The sequence below is a fragment of the Streptomyces luteolus genome (assembly GCF_029968015.1).
Classification (GTDB): domain Bacteria; phylum Actinomycetota; class Actinomycetes; order Streptomycetales; family Streptomycetaceae; genus Streptomyces; species Streptomyces luteolus.
In genome coordinates this window covers 71,618-87,554 of record NZ_JASCIS010000006.1, presented here as the reverse complement: position 1 = coordinate 87,554, position 15,937 = coordinate 71,618, and the positions used below count along the sequence as shown (strand labels likewise).

Genomic DNA, 15,937 nt, shown 5'->3' with positions numbered 1-15,937 from the left:
CGCAGGACCGTCTCTTCGCCGCGCTCGCCAACGCCACCCGGCGCGAGGTTCTGGCCCTGCTGCGCGAGCGGGGTCCGCAGCCCGTGCAGGCGCTCGCCGACCACTTCGACATGCGCCGACCCAGCCTCTCGGAGCACCTCAAGGTGCTCCGCGAGGCCGGTCTCGTCTCCGAGGAGCGCCAGGGCCGCCACCGCATCTACCGCCTGGAGGCCGCCCCGCTCGCCGAGGTGCAGGACTGGCTCCATCCGTACGAGCGGTTCTGGCGCGACCGCCTCAAGGGCCTCGGTGATCTCCTCGACCGCATGCCGGACGATGAGGCATGACCATGCCTCCCGACGAGCAGTTCCCCGGTGACGACGACCTCACCGCCCTCCGCGTCGACCAGTTCCTCGCCCACCCGCCCGCCAAGGTCTGGCGCGCCCTCACCGAGCCCGAGCTGATCGCCCAGTGGCTGATGCCCGGCGACTTCCGCCTGGAGGTCGGGCACCGGTACACCCTCGCCGCCCTGCCGCGCCCCAACACCGGCTTCTCCGGCACGGTCCTCGCCGAGGTCCTCGCGTACGAGACGGAGCGGATGCTCAAGCTGCGCTGGCGGGATGCCGAGCCGGGCAACCCGGCGGACTGGACGATCACCTGGACCCTGGAGCCGGAAGGGCGCGGCACCCGTCTCTTCCTGGTGCACGAGGGGTTCGATCCGGACGATCCGGCGCAGCTGATGGCGCACAAGATCATGGGCCAGGGCTGGCGCTCCGCCGTGCTCCAGGGCCTTGAGCGGGTCCTCGCGTCGCTGTGAGGCAGGGCTGATTCCGCCGCGAGTGGGCACGCGTACCGCTGTGTGCGGATCGTGAGCTGCGCTGTAACCGGCCAGGCACCCCGCGTGCACGTGCATCTGCCCATGCATCCGCATGTGAACAGGGTTATGATCCGGGGCAGTTGACGGCTTGGCCAACACGAGTCACGGCACCACCGGGGAGCGACCTGTGCACCACGTGTACAACGGCATGGCGGCCACGGAGCTTGACGGTGTGGCCTGGCAGAAGAGCCTGCACAGCAATTCGCAGGGCTCCTGCGTGGAGTTCGCGAAGCTGGCCGACGGCAGCGTGGCGGTACGCAACTCGCGCCACCCCGAAGGTCCGGCGCTCGTCTACACGCGTGCCGAGATAGAGGCGATGCTCCTCGGCGTCAAGGACGGGGAGTTCGACCACCTCGTGGCGGGCTGACGCCGCACCGCGGTCCTCGTAACGGACCGTTCCAGCCGAAAAGGCCCCGCACCCACAGGAGTTGGGCAACAGGGCCGCCGTTCTCAGCTCTCCTCCGGCGCCAGCCGGAACAGCGCCCACACCACCTTGCCGCCGAGCGCGCCGGACAGCGGATGCCAGCCCCAGCTGTCCGCGAACGACTCCACCAGGAAGAGCCCGCGCCCCGACTCGGCGGAGAAGTCCGAGAGTTGGACGTCGTCACCCGCGATCGGGGACTCCGGGCTGGGGTCGCGCACCGCGCAGATGAGCCGGGAGGTCCAGCGCATCAGGTGCAGCCGGACCGGAGAGGTCTCGTCGCGCGGGGTGTCGGCGGGCAGGCCGTGCCGGAGCGCGTTCGTGACGAGTTCGGAGACGATCAGCGCGACGTCGTCGAAGCGATCGTCGAGCGACCAGTCGCCGAGCGTGCGAAGGGTGAACTGCCGGGCCGCGCGCACCGCTTCGTAGCGGGCCGGCAGGGCGCAGGACGCCGCGTTCGACACCGCTGAGGGGTCGATGGGGGGAAGCCCCTGCCGTAACGGCTCGAGCATGGTCGATCCATTCGTCCCCATGCGAGGCACTCCCCGGTTTCGCGGCCAGTCAGCCAGTAGCGATGTTGCGGTGGTGCGCGGGGCCCATCGTTCCGAATGCGCAGTGCGGATGCAAGGGCAGATGCACGTGCACGCGCCGGAGTTGGACGTTCCCGTACCGTTTCTTGCTCATTTCTTCCTGCGACCGGTTTCGTAGCTGTTCTGTGAGGGGCCTGTTTCTGTAATCGATCGAGTACGGGGCGAAGCGTTTTAATGGCAGACTGCGGCTCTTGGCGGCGAGGGAGCGCGGCTCCGCGGCCGCCGCGACGTTCCGGTTCATGACGATGCTGAAGACGGGGAGAGTGGGGAGGGTTGTCCACATGACCGCTGGAGAGTCATGGGGGTCCCCCCAAGCGGGCGAGCCCGGGGGCGGCTCAGTCGTGCGACGCATCCTGCTGGGCTCGCAGCTGCGGCGGCTGCGCGAGGCACGCGGCATAACGCGTGAGCAGGCGGGCTACTCGATCCGGGCGTCCGAATCGAAGATCAGCCGCATGGAGTTGGGACGGGTGAGCTTCAAGGCGAGGGACGTCGAGGATCTCCTCACGCTCTACGGCGTCTCGGCGGACGCCGAGCGCGGTCCGCTCCTCGACCTCGCTAAAGAGGCCAACGTCGCGGGCTGGTGGCACAGTTACTCCGATGTGCTACCCGGCTGGTTCCAGACCTATGTCGGCCTGGAGGGCGCCGCTTCCCTCATTCGCGTCTACGAAGTCCAGTTCGTACACGGCCTGTTGCAGACCGAGGGCTACGCCCGCGCGGTCGTGGAGCGCGGCGCCCCGAACCTCGGCCGGGCCGAGACCGAGCGCCGCGTCGCCCTCCGCCTGGAGCGCCAGAAGGTCCTCGTCTCCGAGCGCGCCACCCGCTTCCACTGCGTACTGGACGAGGCCGCGCTGCGCCGCCCGTACGGCGACCGGGCCGTGATGCGCGGGCAGTTGGAGCATCTGATCGAGGTCTCGCAGCGGCCCAACGTCACCCTCCAGGTCATGCCGTTCAGCTTCGGTGGCCACGCGGGCGAGTCCGGCTCCTTCGCGCTGCTCCGCTTCCCGGAGTCCGACCTCTCCGACATCGCGTATCTGGAACAGCTCACGAGCGCCCTGTACCTCGACAAGCGCGAAGAGGTCAGTCAGTACGAAAAGGTCATGGAGCGGCTCCAGTCGGACAGCCCGAGCCCCGAGGCGACCCGGGATCTCCTCCGCGGCCTCCTCCAACTCTCGTGAATACTCCCGGCCCAACTCTCGTAAAACACAAGTACGATGACGTGTCATCAGTCGGCACCGACCATGCCGATGACAATCCCTAGCCCGCGGTAAGGGGTCGCATGTCCTTCTTCACCGACCTTGGCCGGCAGTACATCGACGGCAAGTGGCGGACCGGCAGCGGTTCGTGGGACATCATCGACTTCAATCCGTTCAACGGCGAGAAGCTGGCCGCCGTGACCGTGGCCACCCGCTTCGAGGTCGACGAGGCCTATCGCGCCGCCGAGCGCACGCAGAAGTCCTGGGCCGCCCAGAGCCCCTACCTCCGCCGTGCCGTCATCGAGCGGGCCCTGCGCATCACCGAGGAGCGGCAGGACGAGATCGTCGAGGCGATCATCGACGAGCTCGGCGGCACCCGCCTCAAGGCGGAGTACGAGGTCCACCTCGGCAAGGAATTCCTGCGCGAGGCGAGCGAGTTGGCGGTGCGCCCCGAGGGCCGGATCTTCCCGTCTACCACGGACGGCAAGGAGAACCGGGTCTACCGCCTGCCGGTCGGTGTGGTCGGGGTCATCAGCCCGTTCAACTTCCCGTTCCTCGTCACGCTCAAGTCGGTCGCGCCCGCCCTCGCGCTCGGCAACGGCGTGGTGGTCAAGCCGAACCAGAACACCCCGGTGGTGGGCGGCGGGCTGATCGCGAAGATCTTCGAGGACGCGGGGCTGCCGCCCGGGCTCCTGAACGTCGTGGTGACGGACATCGCCGAGATCGGTGACGCGCTCATAGAGCACCCGGTGCCGAAGGTGATCTCCTTCGCGGGCTCGGACCGCGTGGGCCGCCATGTCGGAGCGGTGACGGCCAGTCACTTCAAGCGGGCCATCCTGGAGTTGAGCGGCAACAGCGCCCTCGCCGTCCTGGAGGACGCGGATGTGGACTACGCCGTGGACGCGGCGGTGTTCAGCCGGTACGTCTACCAGGGCCAGGTCTGCATGGCCGCCAACCGGATCCTCGTGGACCGGGCCGTGGAGGCCGAGTTCACCGCCAAGTTCGTGGCCCGGGTCAAGGCGCTGAAGGCCGGTGACCCGCGAGACCCGGACACGCAGATCGGCCCGGTCATCAACGCCTTCCAGGCCGACGCGCTCACCACGCTCGTCGACCAGGCCATGGCCGAGGGTGCCACGGCCCTGGTGCGCGGGCGCACGATCGGCAACCTGGTCGAGCCGACCGTTCTCACCGGCCTGCCCGAGGACTCCCCGATCCTGCGCCAGGAGATCTTCGGCCCGGTGGCGCTGCTCGTGCCGTTCGACGGCGAGGACCACGCGGTCCGCCTCGCCAACGACACCCCGTACGGCCTCAGCGGCGCCGTGCACACCGCCGACGTGGAGCGCGGCGTCCGCTTCGCCCGCCGGATCGAGACCGGCATGATCCACGTCAACGACGGCACCGTGCACGACGAGCCGTACGTCGCGTTCGGCGGCGAGAAGCAGTCCGGGCTCGGGCGGCTCAACGGTGACTCGACGGTCGACGCGTTCACCACCCAGAAGTGGATCTCCGTGCAGCACGGCCGCAGCCGCTTCCCGCTCTGACTCCCCGATCGCGGCGGGGGGTTCAGGTCTCGTCCCCTGGGTGCTGCTCGCCGGTGGCGTACGGGTTCTCCTGCCCCTCGGCGAGCACGCCCACGAACGGCTCGCCCTCGCCGGAGAAGACGTACGCCCCCTCCTCGATGCGCTGGATGAGCCCGCGCGTCCACTCCGCGCCCGCGTCCGCCGAGTGCACCCAGAAGTTCATGATCTCCCCGATGTGGCCGAGCTGTTCCGGCCCGTCCTCCGGGGTGTAGTACTCGGTGACGGACGTGCGCCACTCCTGCAGCCCCTCGACCCGCTTCTTCAGCAGCTCGACGGCCTCAGCGCGCGGCAGGTCCACGATGAAGCCGATGCCGGCGGAGAGCACGTCCAGCTTCTGGTCGTACGAGGTGAGCGCCTCGCGCAGCAGCTTCAGGTACTCCTCGGTGCCCTGCTCGGTGATCTCGTACTCGGTGCGCGGCGGGCCGCCCGCGGTGGACGGGGCGACCTCGTGGGCCTTGAGCAGCCCTTGCTTCGCCATCTGCTTCAGGGCGTGGTAGATCGAGCCGGGCTTGGCGTTCGACCACTCGTGCGCGCCCCAGAACTCCAGGTCGTTGCGCACCTGGTAGCCGTGTGCGCGGCCGTGCATGCGGACGGCGCCGAGGACCAGGAGCCGGATGACGGACATGGGCGCAGCCCTCCCTCTCGTACTGAGCTTCTCGTACTGAGCTTCGCAGCCTAATCAACTTTGACTAGGTTACCCGGAGGGCTGTCCGCCATGCCGCCCGGGCCTCAGCTGCCGCTCTCCGTCTCGTCGATGAGCTCGAAGGCGGTCTTCCCGTCCAGGGACTCGCGGATGATGTCCGCGTGCCCGGCGTGCCGGTCCACCTCGCTGATCAGCCGGAGCAGCAGCCAGCGCAGCGACACCCGCTCCTTCGGGAACCACGGCGCCTCCGGCAGCGCGAACGTCTCGTTCATGTCGGGCGCGCTACGGATGAACTCCTCGGTCTCCGCCTTCACTTGGTCCCAGTGGGCGAGCTGCGAGGCGACCGTCTCCTCGCCCACGAGCACGAAGCACTCGTGCCAGTTGGACTCGTCCCGGGTCACGGCCGGGTCCTTGCCCTTCGCGCGGGCCACCCAGCTCTGCTCGACCTCGGCCACGTGCTTGACCAGGCCCGCGAGGGAGAGCTCGCTCGCGCTCGGCCGGCTCGACGCCTGCTCGCCGGTCAGCCCGAGCACGGTGCGGCGGATGCCGCCGCGGGCCTCGTCCAGGAAGGCGAGCAGCGCCCCGCGCTCGTCGCCGTGGGCCTCTGCGGGAACGTGCATGACCATGATCGGCCGCCTCTCTGTCGTCGTCACCCGGCGGTGCCGGATTGCTTGAGTACGACGTTACGGAGGCTTGCGGTCAGCTTCTGTCCGCAACGCGCGGCTTCCAGGAAGCGCTATTAATCAACTTTGACTAATCCGACCGAGTCCGGTTACCTTCGACCCTCGCTAGGTAGTCAAGTTTGACCAAGGAGTGCGATGAGCGACCCTGCGACCGAGGCGATCGTCCTCGAGGACGTCCACAAGAGGTACGGCGAGAAGCGCGCCCTCGACGGCCTCGACCTGACCGTGCGGCGCGGCACCGTGCACGGAGTCCTGGGCCCGAACGGCGCGGGCAAGACCACCGCCGTCCGCGTCATGGCCACGCTGCTGCGCCCGGACGCGGGCCGGGTGCGGGTGGCCGGCTGCGACGTGCGCACCCAGGCGCAGCGGGTCCGGCACCGCATAGGCCTCCTTGGCCAGCACGCGGCGGTCGACGAGGAGCTCAGCGGCCGGCAGAACCTCGACATGTTCGGACGCCTTCACCACCTCGGGGCGCGCGGGGCGGCGGCCCGGGCGGACGAGCTGCTCGACCGGTTCGGCCTCGGGGACACCGGCCGCAAGGCGGTCAAGCAGTACAGCGGAGGCATGCGGCGCCGGCTCGACCTGGCGGCGTCCCTGGTCACGGACCCGGAGGTGCTGTTCCTCGACGAGCCGACCACGGGCCTCGACCCGCGCGGCCGCACCGAGGTGTGGAACGCGGTGCGCTCCCTCGTCGGCGGCGGGACGACCGTGCTGCTCACCACCCAGTACCTGGAGGAGGCCGATCAGCTCGCCGACCGGATCTCCGTGATCGACTCCGGCCGCGTCGTCGCCGACGGCACCGCCGACGAGCTGAAGGCCAGGACCGGCGGCGACCGGATCGACGTCGTCCTGCACGACGCGGCCCGACTCGACGCCGCGGCGGGCATGTTGCGCACCGCGGCCGCCGCAGAGGTGGTGGTGGACGCGGACCGCCGCCTGATCAGCGCACCGGTCACCGACCGGATGGCGGCGCTCCACCGCGTCGTACGCGCGCTGGAGGACGCCGCGATCGCCGCGGAGGACGTCGCCCTGCGGCGGCCCACGCTCGACGAGGTGTTCCTGCGGCTGACCGACGACGGCAACCGCGCCGACGACCGTGCGGAGGCCGCCGTATGAGTACGACGTTCACCTGGGCGTTCACCGACTCCTGGACCATGACCCGGCGCGAACTCGCCCACTGGGCGCGGCAGCCCGTGCAGATCGTGGTCGGCCTGGCCTTCCCGGTGATGCTCCTCCTGATGTTCGGCTTTCTGATCGGCGGCGGCGCGGGCGTCGAGGGCGACTACCGGGAGTACCTCGTGCCCGGCATGTTCGCCCTGACCATGGCGTTCGGCCTGGACGCCACGATGGTCGCGGTCACCCAGGACCTGGAGAAGGGCGTCATCGACCGCTTCCGGTCCATGCCGATGTTCGACGGGGCGGTCCTGGTGGGGCGTGCGGCGGCCGACATGCTGCAGTCCGCGCTCTCCCTGGCGGTGCTCATCGGGGTCGGGCTCGCGGTCGGCTGGCGCTGGCACGGCTCGTTCGCGGCGTTCCTGGGCGCGGTGGGGCTGTTGCTGCTGTTCCGGTTCGCGATGCTCTGGCTCGGCATCCACCTGGCCATGGTCGCGGGCAAGCCGGAGCTGGTGATGGCCGTGCAGATCCTGGTCTGGCCGATCGGCTTCCTCTCCAACGCCTTCGCGACGCCGGAGTCGATGCCGGGCTGGCTGGGCGCGACGGTCGAGTGGAACCCGATGTCGGCGACCGCCACGGCGGTACGGGATCTCTTCGGCAACGAGGGCGGCGTGACGTCGGCGTCCTGGGCGTACGAGCACGCCCAACTCCTGGCGGTGCTCTGGCCGTTGCTGCTGATCGGGGTGTTCTTCCCACTGGCGGTACGGAGGTTCACCCGCTTGAGCCGGTGAGGGGCTGCTTTTAAGGGGCGCGGGGAACTGCGCGACCAGCCACGACGGCGCGGCAGCCGAACGACACACGGCGCCGCAGGCTTTCGGGAAGGGGCGGGTAGGGGATCAACGCCCCTAGTGGTGGAAGGCAGTAACCTGCGCGGGCCCCGGGGCCGCAGGCCCCGGCTGTGCCCGCAGCTCCGGCAGCAGCCTCCGCAGATCCGAGAGCAGCAACCCCGCCAGATCCGCCGAGAACCCGTTGCGGCACACCACCCGCAGCACCGAGAGATCCTCCCGGTTCGCGGGAAAGGTGTACGCGGGCACGAGCCACCCCCGCTCGCGAAGGCGCCGCGACACGTCGAAGACGTCGTACGCCGTCACCTCCGGCGCCGTCGTGAACGCGAACACCGGCAACTGGTCGCCCCGCGTGAGGAGTCGGAAGTCCCCGAGCGCCTCGATCCGTTCCGCGAGCCCGCACGCGACGTCCCGTGAGGCCTGCTGGACGGCCTGGTAGCCCTCCCGGCCGAGCCGCAGGAACGTGTAGTACTGCGCGACCACCTGCGCGCCCGGCCGGGAGAAGTTCAGGGCGAACGTGGGCATCTCCCCGCCCAGATAGTTCACCCGGAACACCAGCTCCTCGGGCAGCTCCTCCGCCGACCGCCACAGCGCCCAGCCGACGCCCGGGTAGACGAGCCCGTACTTGTGCCCGGACGTGTTGATCGACGCCACCCGCGGCAGCCGGAAGTCCCACTCCAGGTCCGGGTCGAGGAACGGCGCGACCATGGCGCCCGACGCCCCGTCCACGTGCACGGGGATGTCCAGGCCCGTCCGCTCCTGCAACGCGTCGAGCTCGGCGCAGAGTCCGGCCACGGGCTCGTACGAACCGTCGAACGTGGAGCCGAGCACCGCCACGACGCCGATGGTGTTCTCGTCGCACAGCTCGGCGGCGGCCCGCGGGTCCAGGTGGAAGCGGTCGCCCTCCATGGGCACCTGGCGGGCCTCCACCTCCCAGAAGTTGCAGAACTTGTCCCAGCAGACCTGCACGTTGACGCCCATCACCAGGTTCGGCCTGGCCTCCCGCGCGGGGTAGCGGTCGGCGTTCCGCTTCATCCAGCGGCGCTTGAGCGCCATCCCCGCGAGCATGCAGGCCTCGCTGGACCCGGTCGTCGAGCAGCCCACCGCCGCGTCCCGGTCCGGCGCGTGCCACAGGTCGGCGAGCATCGCCACGCAGCGCCGCTCCAGCTCGGCGGTGCGCGGGTACTCGTCCTTGTCGATCATGTTCTTGTCCCGGCACTCCGCCATCAGGACCCCGGCCTGCGGTTCCATCCAGGTGGTGACGAACGTGGCGAGGTTCAGGCGCGCGTTGCCGTCCAGCATCAGCTCGTCGCGGACCAGTTGGTACGCGGTCGTCGGCGGCAGCGGCCCGTCCGGGAGGACGTGCCTGGGCGGCGCCGCGGTCATGCCGCCGACCGGGTTCGCCTGCCCGAAGAACGGGTTCAGGGCGAGCTCGCGCAGCTCGTCGTCCGCTTCCGCTTCCGGCTCCTGACTGCTGCCCTGGTGCAGGGACATCGCGGCGCCTCTCTCGTACGGGACGGGGGTGCGGGTACGCGGGCTCACGATAACGGGGCAAACGGGGCATAAGCCTGTTGGGCGGGCCACCCGTGGACGGCCCCGCGATCCGGGTGCGATTCCGGCTTGCACCTCACGTGGCGTGAGGCCGCAAGGTGAGTGACGTACCGAGAACACACCGGAAGGAGCGGGCGGCGATGAGCTACGCGGTGGGACAGGTCGCGGCTTTCGCGGGCGTCACGGTGCGCACGCTGCACCACTACGACGAGATCGGCCTGCTGGTCCCCAGCGAACGCAACCGCGCCGGCCACCGGCGCTACAGCGACGCGGACCTGGACCGGCTGCAGCAGATCCTGTTCTACCGGGAGCTGGGCTTCCCGCTCGACGAGGTGGCGGCACTCCTGGACGACCCGGACGCGGACCCGCGCGAGCACCTGCGCAGACAGCACCGCTTGCTGACCGACCGGATCACCCGGCTGCAGGAGATGGCCGCCGCCGTCGAGACCGCCATGGAGGCGAAGAAGATGGGCATCAACCTCACGCCCGAGGAGAAGTTCGAGGTCTTCGGCGACTTCGACCCCGACCAGTACGAGGAGGAGGTCGAGCAGCGCTGGGGCAACACGGACGCGTACGCGCAGTCGCAGCGCCGCGCGGCCTCGTACACCAAGGAGGACTGGCTGCGCATCCAGCGCGAGGGCGACGAGGTCACGCGGCGCTTCGTGGAGCTGATGGAGGCGGGCGCCGCCCCGGAGTCCGAGGAGGCGATGGACGCCGCCGAGGCCCACCGGCGGTGGATCTCCCGCAACCACTACGACTGCTCGCACGAGATGCACAGTTGCCTCGGCGAGATGTACGTCGCCGACCAGCGCTTCACCGTCAACATCGACAAGGCGAGGCCGGGGCTCGCCGCCTACCAGCGCGAGGCGATCCTGGCGAACGCGATCCGGCACGCGTGACGGTGTTCCTCAGGCGTGCGGCACGATCACCACGGCCGTGCCGTACGCACACACCTCCGCGGCTCCCTCCATCGCCTCGGTCACGTCGAACCGGAACATGAGGATCGCGTTGGCACCACGCGCGCGTGCCTGGTCGACGAGGCGCTCCATGGCCTGGTTGCGGGTCTCGACGAGCGTCTTCGTGAGGCCCTTGAGCTCGCCGCCGACCATCGACTTGAGGCCCGCGCCGATCTGGCTGCCGAGGTGCCGGGACCTGACGGTGAGGCCGAAGACCTCGCCGACGACCTTCTGCACCTGGTAGCCGGGCACGTCGTTGGTCGTGACGACCAGTACATCCGCATCTGGCGTCTGACCGCCGCCGAAGTCGTTGATGCCCATGTTTCTCCGCCTTTGCCGCTGCGTTGTCGGTCGCATGCCCAGCTTTGCCCTGATACGGGGCCGCTGCATCCCGGGACATCCGGTGGAACCTGGTCTCCGCTCCTGGCGTTGGTAACTTTGAACGGCCACCCAGGCCGAGTGACTCGGCTTTTCTCTCTTCACCGACACCCCTCAGGAGCCCGGACCCGTGATGACGACGCTTGCGCTCGGACCAAGCTGGCTCGATCCGGAACTTCTGCTGAACAAGTTCGGGCTCATCGGCCTGCTGATCATCGTGTTCGCCGAGTCCGGACTGCTGATCGGCTTCTTCCTGCCGGGTGACTCCCTGCTGTTCACCACGGGCATGCTGGTGACGGCGAATGTGCTCGACCACCCGCTGTGGCTGGTGTGCACGCTGGTGTGCGTGGCGGCGATCCTCGGGGACCAGGCGGGGTACCTCTTCGGCCGCAAGGTCGGACCCGCGCTCTTCAACCGCCCGGACTCCCGCCTGTTCAAGCAGGAGAACGTGACGAAGGCGCACGAGTTCTTCGAGAAGTACGGGCCGAAGTCGCTGGTCCTGGCCCGCTTCGTGCCGATCGTGCGGACGTTCACGCCGATCATCGCGGGCGTCTCCCGGATGAACTACCGCTCGTTCATCACGTACAACATCCTCGGCGGCGTCCTGTGGGGCGCGGGCGTCACGCTGCTCGGTGCGTGGCTCGGCCAGATCGATTTCGTGCGCAAGAACATCGAGCCGATCCTGATCCTGATCGTCCTGATCTCGGTCGTGCCGATCATCGTCGAGTTCCTGCGGGCCCGCTCCAAGAGCAAGAAGGCCGCGGCCGAGGCCCCCACCCAGAACGCCCAGAACGCCCAGAACACCCAGAGCACCCAGAACCCCCAGAGTGCCCAGGCGCCGGGCGTGGACCACCCCACCCAGCAGCTGCACGCGCACCGGCCCCACCAGAACCAGCCGCACCAGCCGTACCAAGGCCAGCCGCACCAGGCCCCGCACCAGGGCCAGCCGCACCAGCCGCACCAGGGTCAGCAGGGCCACCCCGAGCCGCCCCAGCGCGGCCGCCACGCCAAGCGCTGACCGCACGCCGACGCCCGGAGGGGCGGCCGTACACCACGTACGGCCGCCCCTCCTCGTGTATCAGGACCGCGCGCTCAGAAGCCGCGCGTACGCTTCGCCGACTTGCGCCCGCCGACCAGGCCCTCGCCGCCGGGCACCTTCAGGAACAGCCGGGCCAGCTCGCCGCCCAGGTTCACGCCGATCGCGATGGCAAGCGCGAGCGCCGCCGCCTTGGACAGCTGCGCGAGGCCCGCGTTCAGCTCGTTCTGCGCGATGTTGAGCAGCCCGAAGTACGTCGAACTACCCGGCAGCAGCGGCCCGATCGCCGCGGTGACGTACGGCAGCGCCGAAGCGAAGCGGTAGCGCGAGAGCAGCTGGCCGAACAGGCCGACCAGACCCGCCGCGACCGCCGTGGCGGCCACCGGCGACAGGTGGCCCGCGTTGGCCATCGCCCCGTAGATGACCCAGGCCACGCCGCCGTTGAGCGTCACGAGCAGCACCGTCGACCGCTCCTGCTGCAGCAGCACCGCGAACGCGAGCGACAGCGCCATCGCCGCCAGGATCTGGATCGGCGGCTGGTTCACGCTGTGGACCGTCGTCTCCGGGTTCAGCCCCGCGTTGAGCCGTACGCCCAGATAGAGCACCGTGAGCACGCCGATCACGATGCCGACGACCAGGTACCCGACCTCCAGGAGGCGGGCGGCCGCGGTGATGTAGTAGCCGGTCAGGCCGTCCTGCACGCCCGCGACCAGGGCCCGCCCCGGGATCAGCGCGAAGAGGCCACCGGTGATCACCGCGGAGGCCCGTACGTCCGGCAGGTCCAGGAGGCTGATCGCGACGCCCATCGCGCCGGGCGGCATCGCGGCGGCGATGAACTGGTAGAACTCCGGCAGTCCGCGGCCGGCGCACAGCCAGGCGAGCCGGTCGCCCAGCATCGCGCCGATCGCCGCGGCGATGAACACCACGACCGTGCCGCCGACCAGCGTCGCCGCCGCACCCGCGAGCAGCCCGGCCGCCGCGGTGAGTGCCCAGCCGGGGTACGGGTGCCGGTTGCGGCGGATCTCCGCGAGGCGCCGGTAGGCCTCCTCCAGGGACACCTCGATGTCCCCGGAGCCGATGTCGTCGACGAGCCGGTACACGGCCGCCAGCCGGGTGTAGTCGGTGCCGCGCCGGCGCACCGTGCGCGAGGACGTCACCGGGTCGTCGACCAGGGACGGCTGGTGCGAGATGGAGAGCAGCGTGAACGTGACGGTCGGCTCGCAGCGGTCCAGGCCGTACGAACGGGTCACGGCGAACATCGCCGCCTCGACGTCCTCGGCGCCCTCACCGCCCGCGAGCAGCAACTCGCCGATACGCAGGGTCAGGTCGAGCACGCGCGGGACCGCTGGCCCCGACTCGTCCTCGTGCTTCTGCGTCGCCTCCGGCGCGGGCCGGTCGGCCACCGGGGTGCGCAGCATCGTGCGCATCCGGTCCTGCCAGGGTGCCTCCTTGGTCAGCCTGACCGTGGGGATGCCCGAGGGCGGCGTGAACGCGGTCGAGCCCCGCGCCTCGTAGTGGGGCGGCGGCTTGAACGCCGACGTCTCCGTGTCCTCCGGAGCGTGCGGAATCCTCAGCCCGTTCGGGATGGTGAACTCGGAGGTCGGATGCTCGTCCTCCGGCACTGCGGGAGTGTCCACACCACCGACCGGAGAGAACGCGCTGTGCGCCTCGTCCGACTGCGGTTTGCGGTCTTCCTCCTCCGCGGTGTCAGCCACCTTCTTCACCTTCTGCTTTCCCTGGGCCGACGAGCCGTTGGCAGCACTTGCGGCCCTCGTACGCACCTCCGATAAGGCCAGTATGAGCATGGACACGCGAAGAGGCCGCGCGGACCCCCTCAAGGGGTGCGCGCGGCCTCTTCGGCGGCTGTGCGGGGCCGGAGGTCAGTGACCGCCCTGCTCCTCGAAGCGCTTGTACGAACGCTCGATCTCGGTCTCGGCCTCGGTGCGGCCGACCCAGTTGGCGCCCTCGACGGACTTGCCGGGCTCCAGGTCCTTGTAGACCTCGAAGAAGTGCTGGATCTCCAGGCGGTCGAACTCGGAGACGTGGTGGATGTCCCGCAGGTGCTCCACACGCGGGTCGGAGGCCGGCACGCAGAGCAGCTTGTCGTCGCCGCCCGCCTCGTCCGTCATGCGGAACATGCCGATGGCGCGGCACTTGATGAGGCAGCCGGGAAAGGTCGGCTCGTCCAGGATGACCAGGGCGTCCAGCGGGTCACCGTCCTCGCCGAGGGTGTCCTCGACGAAGCCGTAGTCGGCCGGGTAGCTGGTCGAGGTGAACAGGCGACGGTCCAGACGGATACGACCGGTCTCGTGGTCCACCTCGTACTTGTTCCGCGAACCCTTCGGAATCTCGATCGTGACGTCGAACTCCACCGGATGCTCCTCCATGATCAACACAAACAACGGGCGATGCTGCGTCCTCCCGTGGGACGCCGCTGCGGACAGCGGCTACTCCGCGGGCACCAACTCCGGCCGTTTTATGTGGCCGGACCCACCGCGGTGCGATCCCGCGGCAAGACGCAGTGATTAAGTGTCCCTCACGCAGGCAGGTGATCGCGAAAGGGGCTGGTCGTGGTGCCCGAGCTCAAGGTGCGTCGGCTCTCCTCGCTGCGACGTCCGCAGCGGCCCGTGAAGCTGTCTCCGCTCCTCCGGCCGTCCGGACCCCCGCGGCGCGGCAAGCTCACCACCTGGCAGCTCACGGCGTGCGCGGCCACGGTCGGCCTCGCGATCTCGGCCGTGGCGGTGACCGCGGCCGGCCCATGGGACTCCGGTCAGCGTACGGCCGAGCGGGCCCTGAGCAACGCCGAGGGCCGGGACGGTGGCGCAGATCACGGCAACGCCGAGCCGAACGCCGCCCCGAGCGCCCCCGGCGTACTCATCGCACTGGGCGCCCCCGCGGGCGGCGCCCCCGCCCCCACCGGGCGCGCCCTCGCCGACGTACTCGACCCCCTCCTCAAGGACCCCTCCCTCGGCACCGCCCGCACCGCCTCCGTCGTGGACGCCGCCACCGGCAAGGAGGTCTACGGCACGAAGGCGGGCGAGGCCGTCACGCCCGCCTCGACCATCAAGATCGCCACCGCCGCGGCGGCCCTCTCGGCCCTCGGCCCCGACCACCGCATCGCCACCCGCACCGTCCTCGACAAGGACCGCGTCACCCTCGTCGGCGGCGGCGACCCCACCCTCACCGCACGCAAGGGCAACCAGGGCAACGCCAGCCTCCACACCCTCGCCGACGCCACCGCCCACGCCCTGCGCACCAAGGGCGTGGACAAGATCAAGCTCTCGTACGACACGTCCGCGTACTCGGGACCCGGCCAACACCCCATCGGCCCCAACGAGAACATCGCCCCCATCAGCCCCCTGATGGCCGACGAGGGCCGCCTTGACGACTCCACCAGCGGCCCCGCCCCGCGCACCGCCGAGCCGGCCCGGGACGCCGCCCGCACCTTCGCCGACCTGCTGCGCGACCGCGAGATCGACGTCGAGGGCGAGCCGGGCTCGAAGAAGGCGGGCAAGGGCGCGAAGACGATCGGCACCGTGCGGTCCGCGCCGCTCGCCGCCCTGGTCGAGCGCATGCTCACGCACAGCGACAACGACATCGCCGAGCACCTCGCGCGCCAGACCGCCATCGCCGCCGACGAACCGGCGAGCTTCGACGGCGCCGCCAAGGCCGTCAAGAAGGAGCTGAAGAAGCTCGAACTCCCCCTCGGCAAGGCCAAGTTCGCCGACGGCAGCGGCCTCGACCGCGAGGACCGGGTGAGCGCGAGGCTCCTCACCGCCCTGCTCGCCCGCGCCGCCGACCCGGCCCACGCCGAGCTGCGCCCCGTCCTCACCGGCCTGCCCGTCGCCGGGTTCACCGGCACCCTGCGCAATCGTTACGCCGACGACAAGGCCAGCGCCCCCGGCACCGGTCTGGTCCGCGCCAAGACGGGCACCCTGACCGGCGTGAACACCCTCGCCGGCAGCGTGGTCGACGCCGACGGCCGCCTCCTCGTCTTCGCCTTCACCGCCTCCGGCACCGGCGACCCCAAGGCCGCCCAGTCCACCCTGGACCGCCTCGCCGCCGCGGTCGCCAACTGCGGCTGCCGCTGACGCT

Annotated in this window: 16 protein-coding genes and 1 pseudogene; 10 read left to right on the top strand and 7 right to left on the bottom strand. The window is 70.3% G+C overall.

What is annotated here, in order from left to right; genetic code table 11:
• Positions 1–2: 2 nt before the first annotated feature.
• From QIT00_RS07790 to QIT00_RS07780, 3 genes and pseudogenes are all read left to right on the top strand, one after another.
• A pseudogene (locus QIT00_RS07790) lies at positions 3–323 on the top strand (ArsR/SmtB family transcription factor); the annotation flags it as partial.
• Complete coding sequence (locus QIT00_RS07785) at positions 320–793, top strand: SRPBCC family protein (protein WP_282534379.1); 474 nt, start codon at positions 320–322, stop codon at positions 791–793. The pseudogene QIT00_RS07790 and the gene QIT00_RS07785, both read left to right, overlap by 4 nt.
• Before the next feature lie 187 nt (positions 794–980).
• Entirely contained in the window at positions 981–1,220 is a 240-nt protein-coding gene (locus QIT00_RS07780) for a DUF397 domain-containing protein (protein ID WP_282534378.1), read from the top strand.
• Positions 1,221–1,303: 83 nt separating this feature from the next.
• Here the strand turns inward: QIT00_RS07780 and QIT00_RS07775 are convergent, their stop codons facing one another.
• Positions 1,304–1,807 carry an ATP-binding protein gene (locus tag QIT00_RS07775; RefSeq protein ID WP_282534377.1) on the bottom strand — a complete coding sequence of 168 codons (504 nt, stop codon included), beginning with the start codon at positions 1,805–1,807 and terminating at the stop codon, positions 1,304–1,306.
• Between the two features lie 338 nt (positions 1,808–2,145).
• On the opposite strand from QIT00_RS07775, the gene QIT00_RS07770 reads away from it, so the two are divergent.
• Together QIT00_RS07770 and QIT00_RS07765 are read left to right on the top strand one after the other, a co-directional pair.
• A complete protein-coding gene (locus QIT00_RS07770; RefSeq protein ID WP_282534376.1) occupies positions 2,146–3,039 on the top strand; it encodes a helix-turn-helix domain-containing protein in 894 nt (297 codons plus the stop codon).
• A 101-nt stretch (positions 3,040–3,140) separates the two neighbouring features.
• A complete protein-coding gene (locus QIT00_RS07765; RefSeq protein WP_282534375.1) occupies positions 3,141–4,598 on the top strand; it encodes an aldehyde dehydrogenase family protein in 1,458 nt (485 codons plus the stop codon).
• Between the two features lie 22 nt (positions 4,599–4,620).
• Here the strand turns inward: QIT00_RS07765 and QIT00_RS07760 are convergent, their stop codons facing one another.
• Both QIT00_RS07760 and QIT00_RS07755 read right to left on the bottom strand, forming a co-directional pair.
• Positions 4,621–5,262 carry a PadR family transcriptional regulator gene (locus tag QIT00_RS07760; RefSeq protein ID WP_282534374.1) on the bottom strand — a complete coding sequence of 214 codons (642 nt, stop codon included), beginning with the start codon at positions 5,260–5,262 and terminating at the stop codon, positions 4,621–4,623.
• Between the two features lie 104 nt (positions 5,263–5,366).
• Positions 5,367–5,906, bottom strand: a complete 540-nt coding sequence (locus QIT00_RS07755; protein WP_282534373.1) for a DinB family protein — start codon at positions 5,904–5,906, stop codon at positions 5,367–5,369.
• Between the two features lie 192 nt (positions 5,907–6,098).
• Between QIT00_RS07755 and QIT00_RS07750 the strand changes: the two genes are divergently transcribed.
• Together QIT00_RS07750 and QIT00_RS07745 are read left to right on the top strand one after the other, a co-directional pair.
• Positions 6,099–7,079, top strand: a complete 981-nt coding sequence (locus QIT00_RS07750) for an ATP-binding cassette domain-containing protein (RefSeq protein WP_282534372.1) — start codon at positions 6,099–6,101, stop codon at positions 7,077–7,079.
• Positions 7,076–7,867 carry an ABC transporter permease gene (locus QIT00_RS07745; RefSeq protein ID WP_282534371.1) on the top strand — a complete coding sequence of 264 codons (792 nt, stop codon included), beginning with the start codon at positions 7,076–7,078 and terminating at the stop codon, positions 7,865–7,867. The genes QIT00_RS07750 and QIT00_RS07745 overlap by 4 nt, the downstream gene beginning before the upstream one ends.
• Positions 7,868–7,981: 114 nt before the next feature.
• Here the strand turns inward: QIT00_RS07745 and QIT00_RS07740 are convergent, their stop codons facing one another.
• Positions 7,982–9,415 carry a glutamate decarboxylase gene (locus tag QIT00_RS07740; protein ID WP_282534552.1) on the bottom strand — a complete coding sequence of 478 codons (1,434 nt, stop codon included), beginning with the start codon at positions 9,413–9,415 and terminating at the stop codon, positions 7,982–7,984.
• Positions 9,416–9,612: 197 nt separating this feature from the next.
• Between QIT00_RS07740 and QIT00_RS07735 the strand changes: the two genes are divergently transcribed.
• Positions 9,613–10,371, top strand: coding sequence for a MerR family transcriptional regulator (locus QIT00_RS07735; RefSeq protein WP_282534370.1), 759 nt, complete (start codon positions 9,613–9,615; stop codon positions 10,369–10,371).
• 9 nt (positions 10,372–10,380) lie between these two features.
• Here QIT00_RS07735 and QIT00_RS07730 read toward each other — a convergent pair whose 3' ends face one another.
• On the bottom strand, positions 10,381–10,749 hold the full coding sequence (locus QIT00_RS07730) for a YbjQ family protein (RefSeq protein ID WP_282534369.1): 369 nt from the start codon (positions 10,747–10,749) through the stop codon (positions 10,381–10,383).
• A 190-nt stretch (positions 10,750–10,939) separates the two neighbouring features.
• Between QIT00_RS07730 and QIT00_RS07725 the strand changes: the two genes are divergently transcribed.
• Positions 10,940–11,824, top strand: coding sequence for a DedA family protein (locus tag QIT00_RS07725; protein WP_282534368.1), 885 nt, complete (start codon positions 10,940–10,942; stop codon positions 11,822–11,824).
• A gap of 74 nt (positions 11,825–11,898) precedes the next feature.
• On the opposite strand, the gene QIT00_RS07720 is transcribed toward QIT00_RS07725, so the two are convergent.
• Entirely contained in the window at positions 11,899–13,557 is a 1,659-nt protein-coding gene (locus QIT00_RS07720) for a threonine/serine exporter family protein (protein ID WP_282534367.1), read from the bottom strand.
• A gap of 165 nt (positions 13,558–13,722) precedes the next feature.
• Positions 13,723–14,214 (bottom strand): inorganic diphosphatase, encoded by a 492-nt coding sequence (locus QIT00_RS07715; protein WP_282515389.1) that lies wholly within the window; start codon positions 14,212–14,214, stop codon positions 13,723–13,725.
• 198 nt (positions 14,215–14,412) lie between these two features.
• On the opposite strand from QIT00_RS07715, the gene dacB reads away from it, so the two are divergent.
• On the top strand, positions 14,413–15,933 hold the full coding sequence (gene dacB / locus QIT00_RS07710; protein WP_408909737.1) for a D-alanyl-D-alanine carboxypeptidase/D-alanyl-D-alanine endopeptidase: 1,521 nt from the start codon (positions 14,413–14,415) through the stop codon (positions 15,931–15,933).
• Positions 15,934–15,937 lie beyond the last annotated feature (4 nt).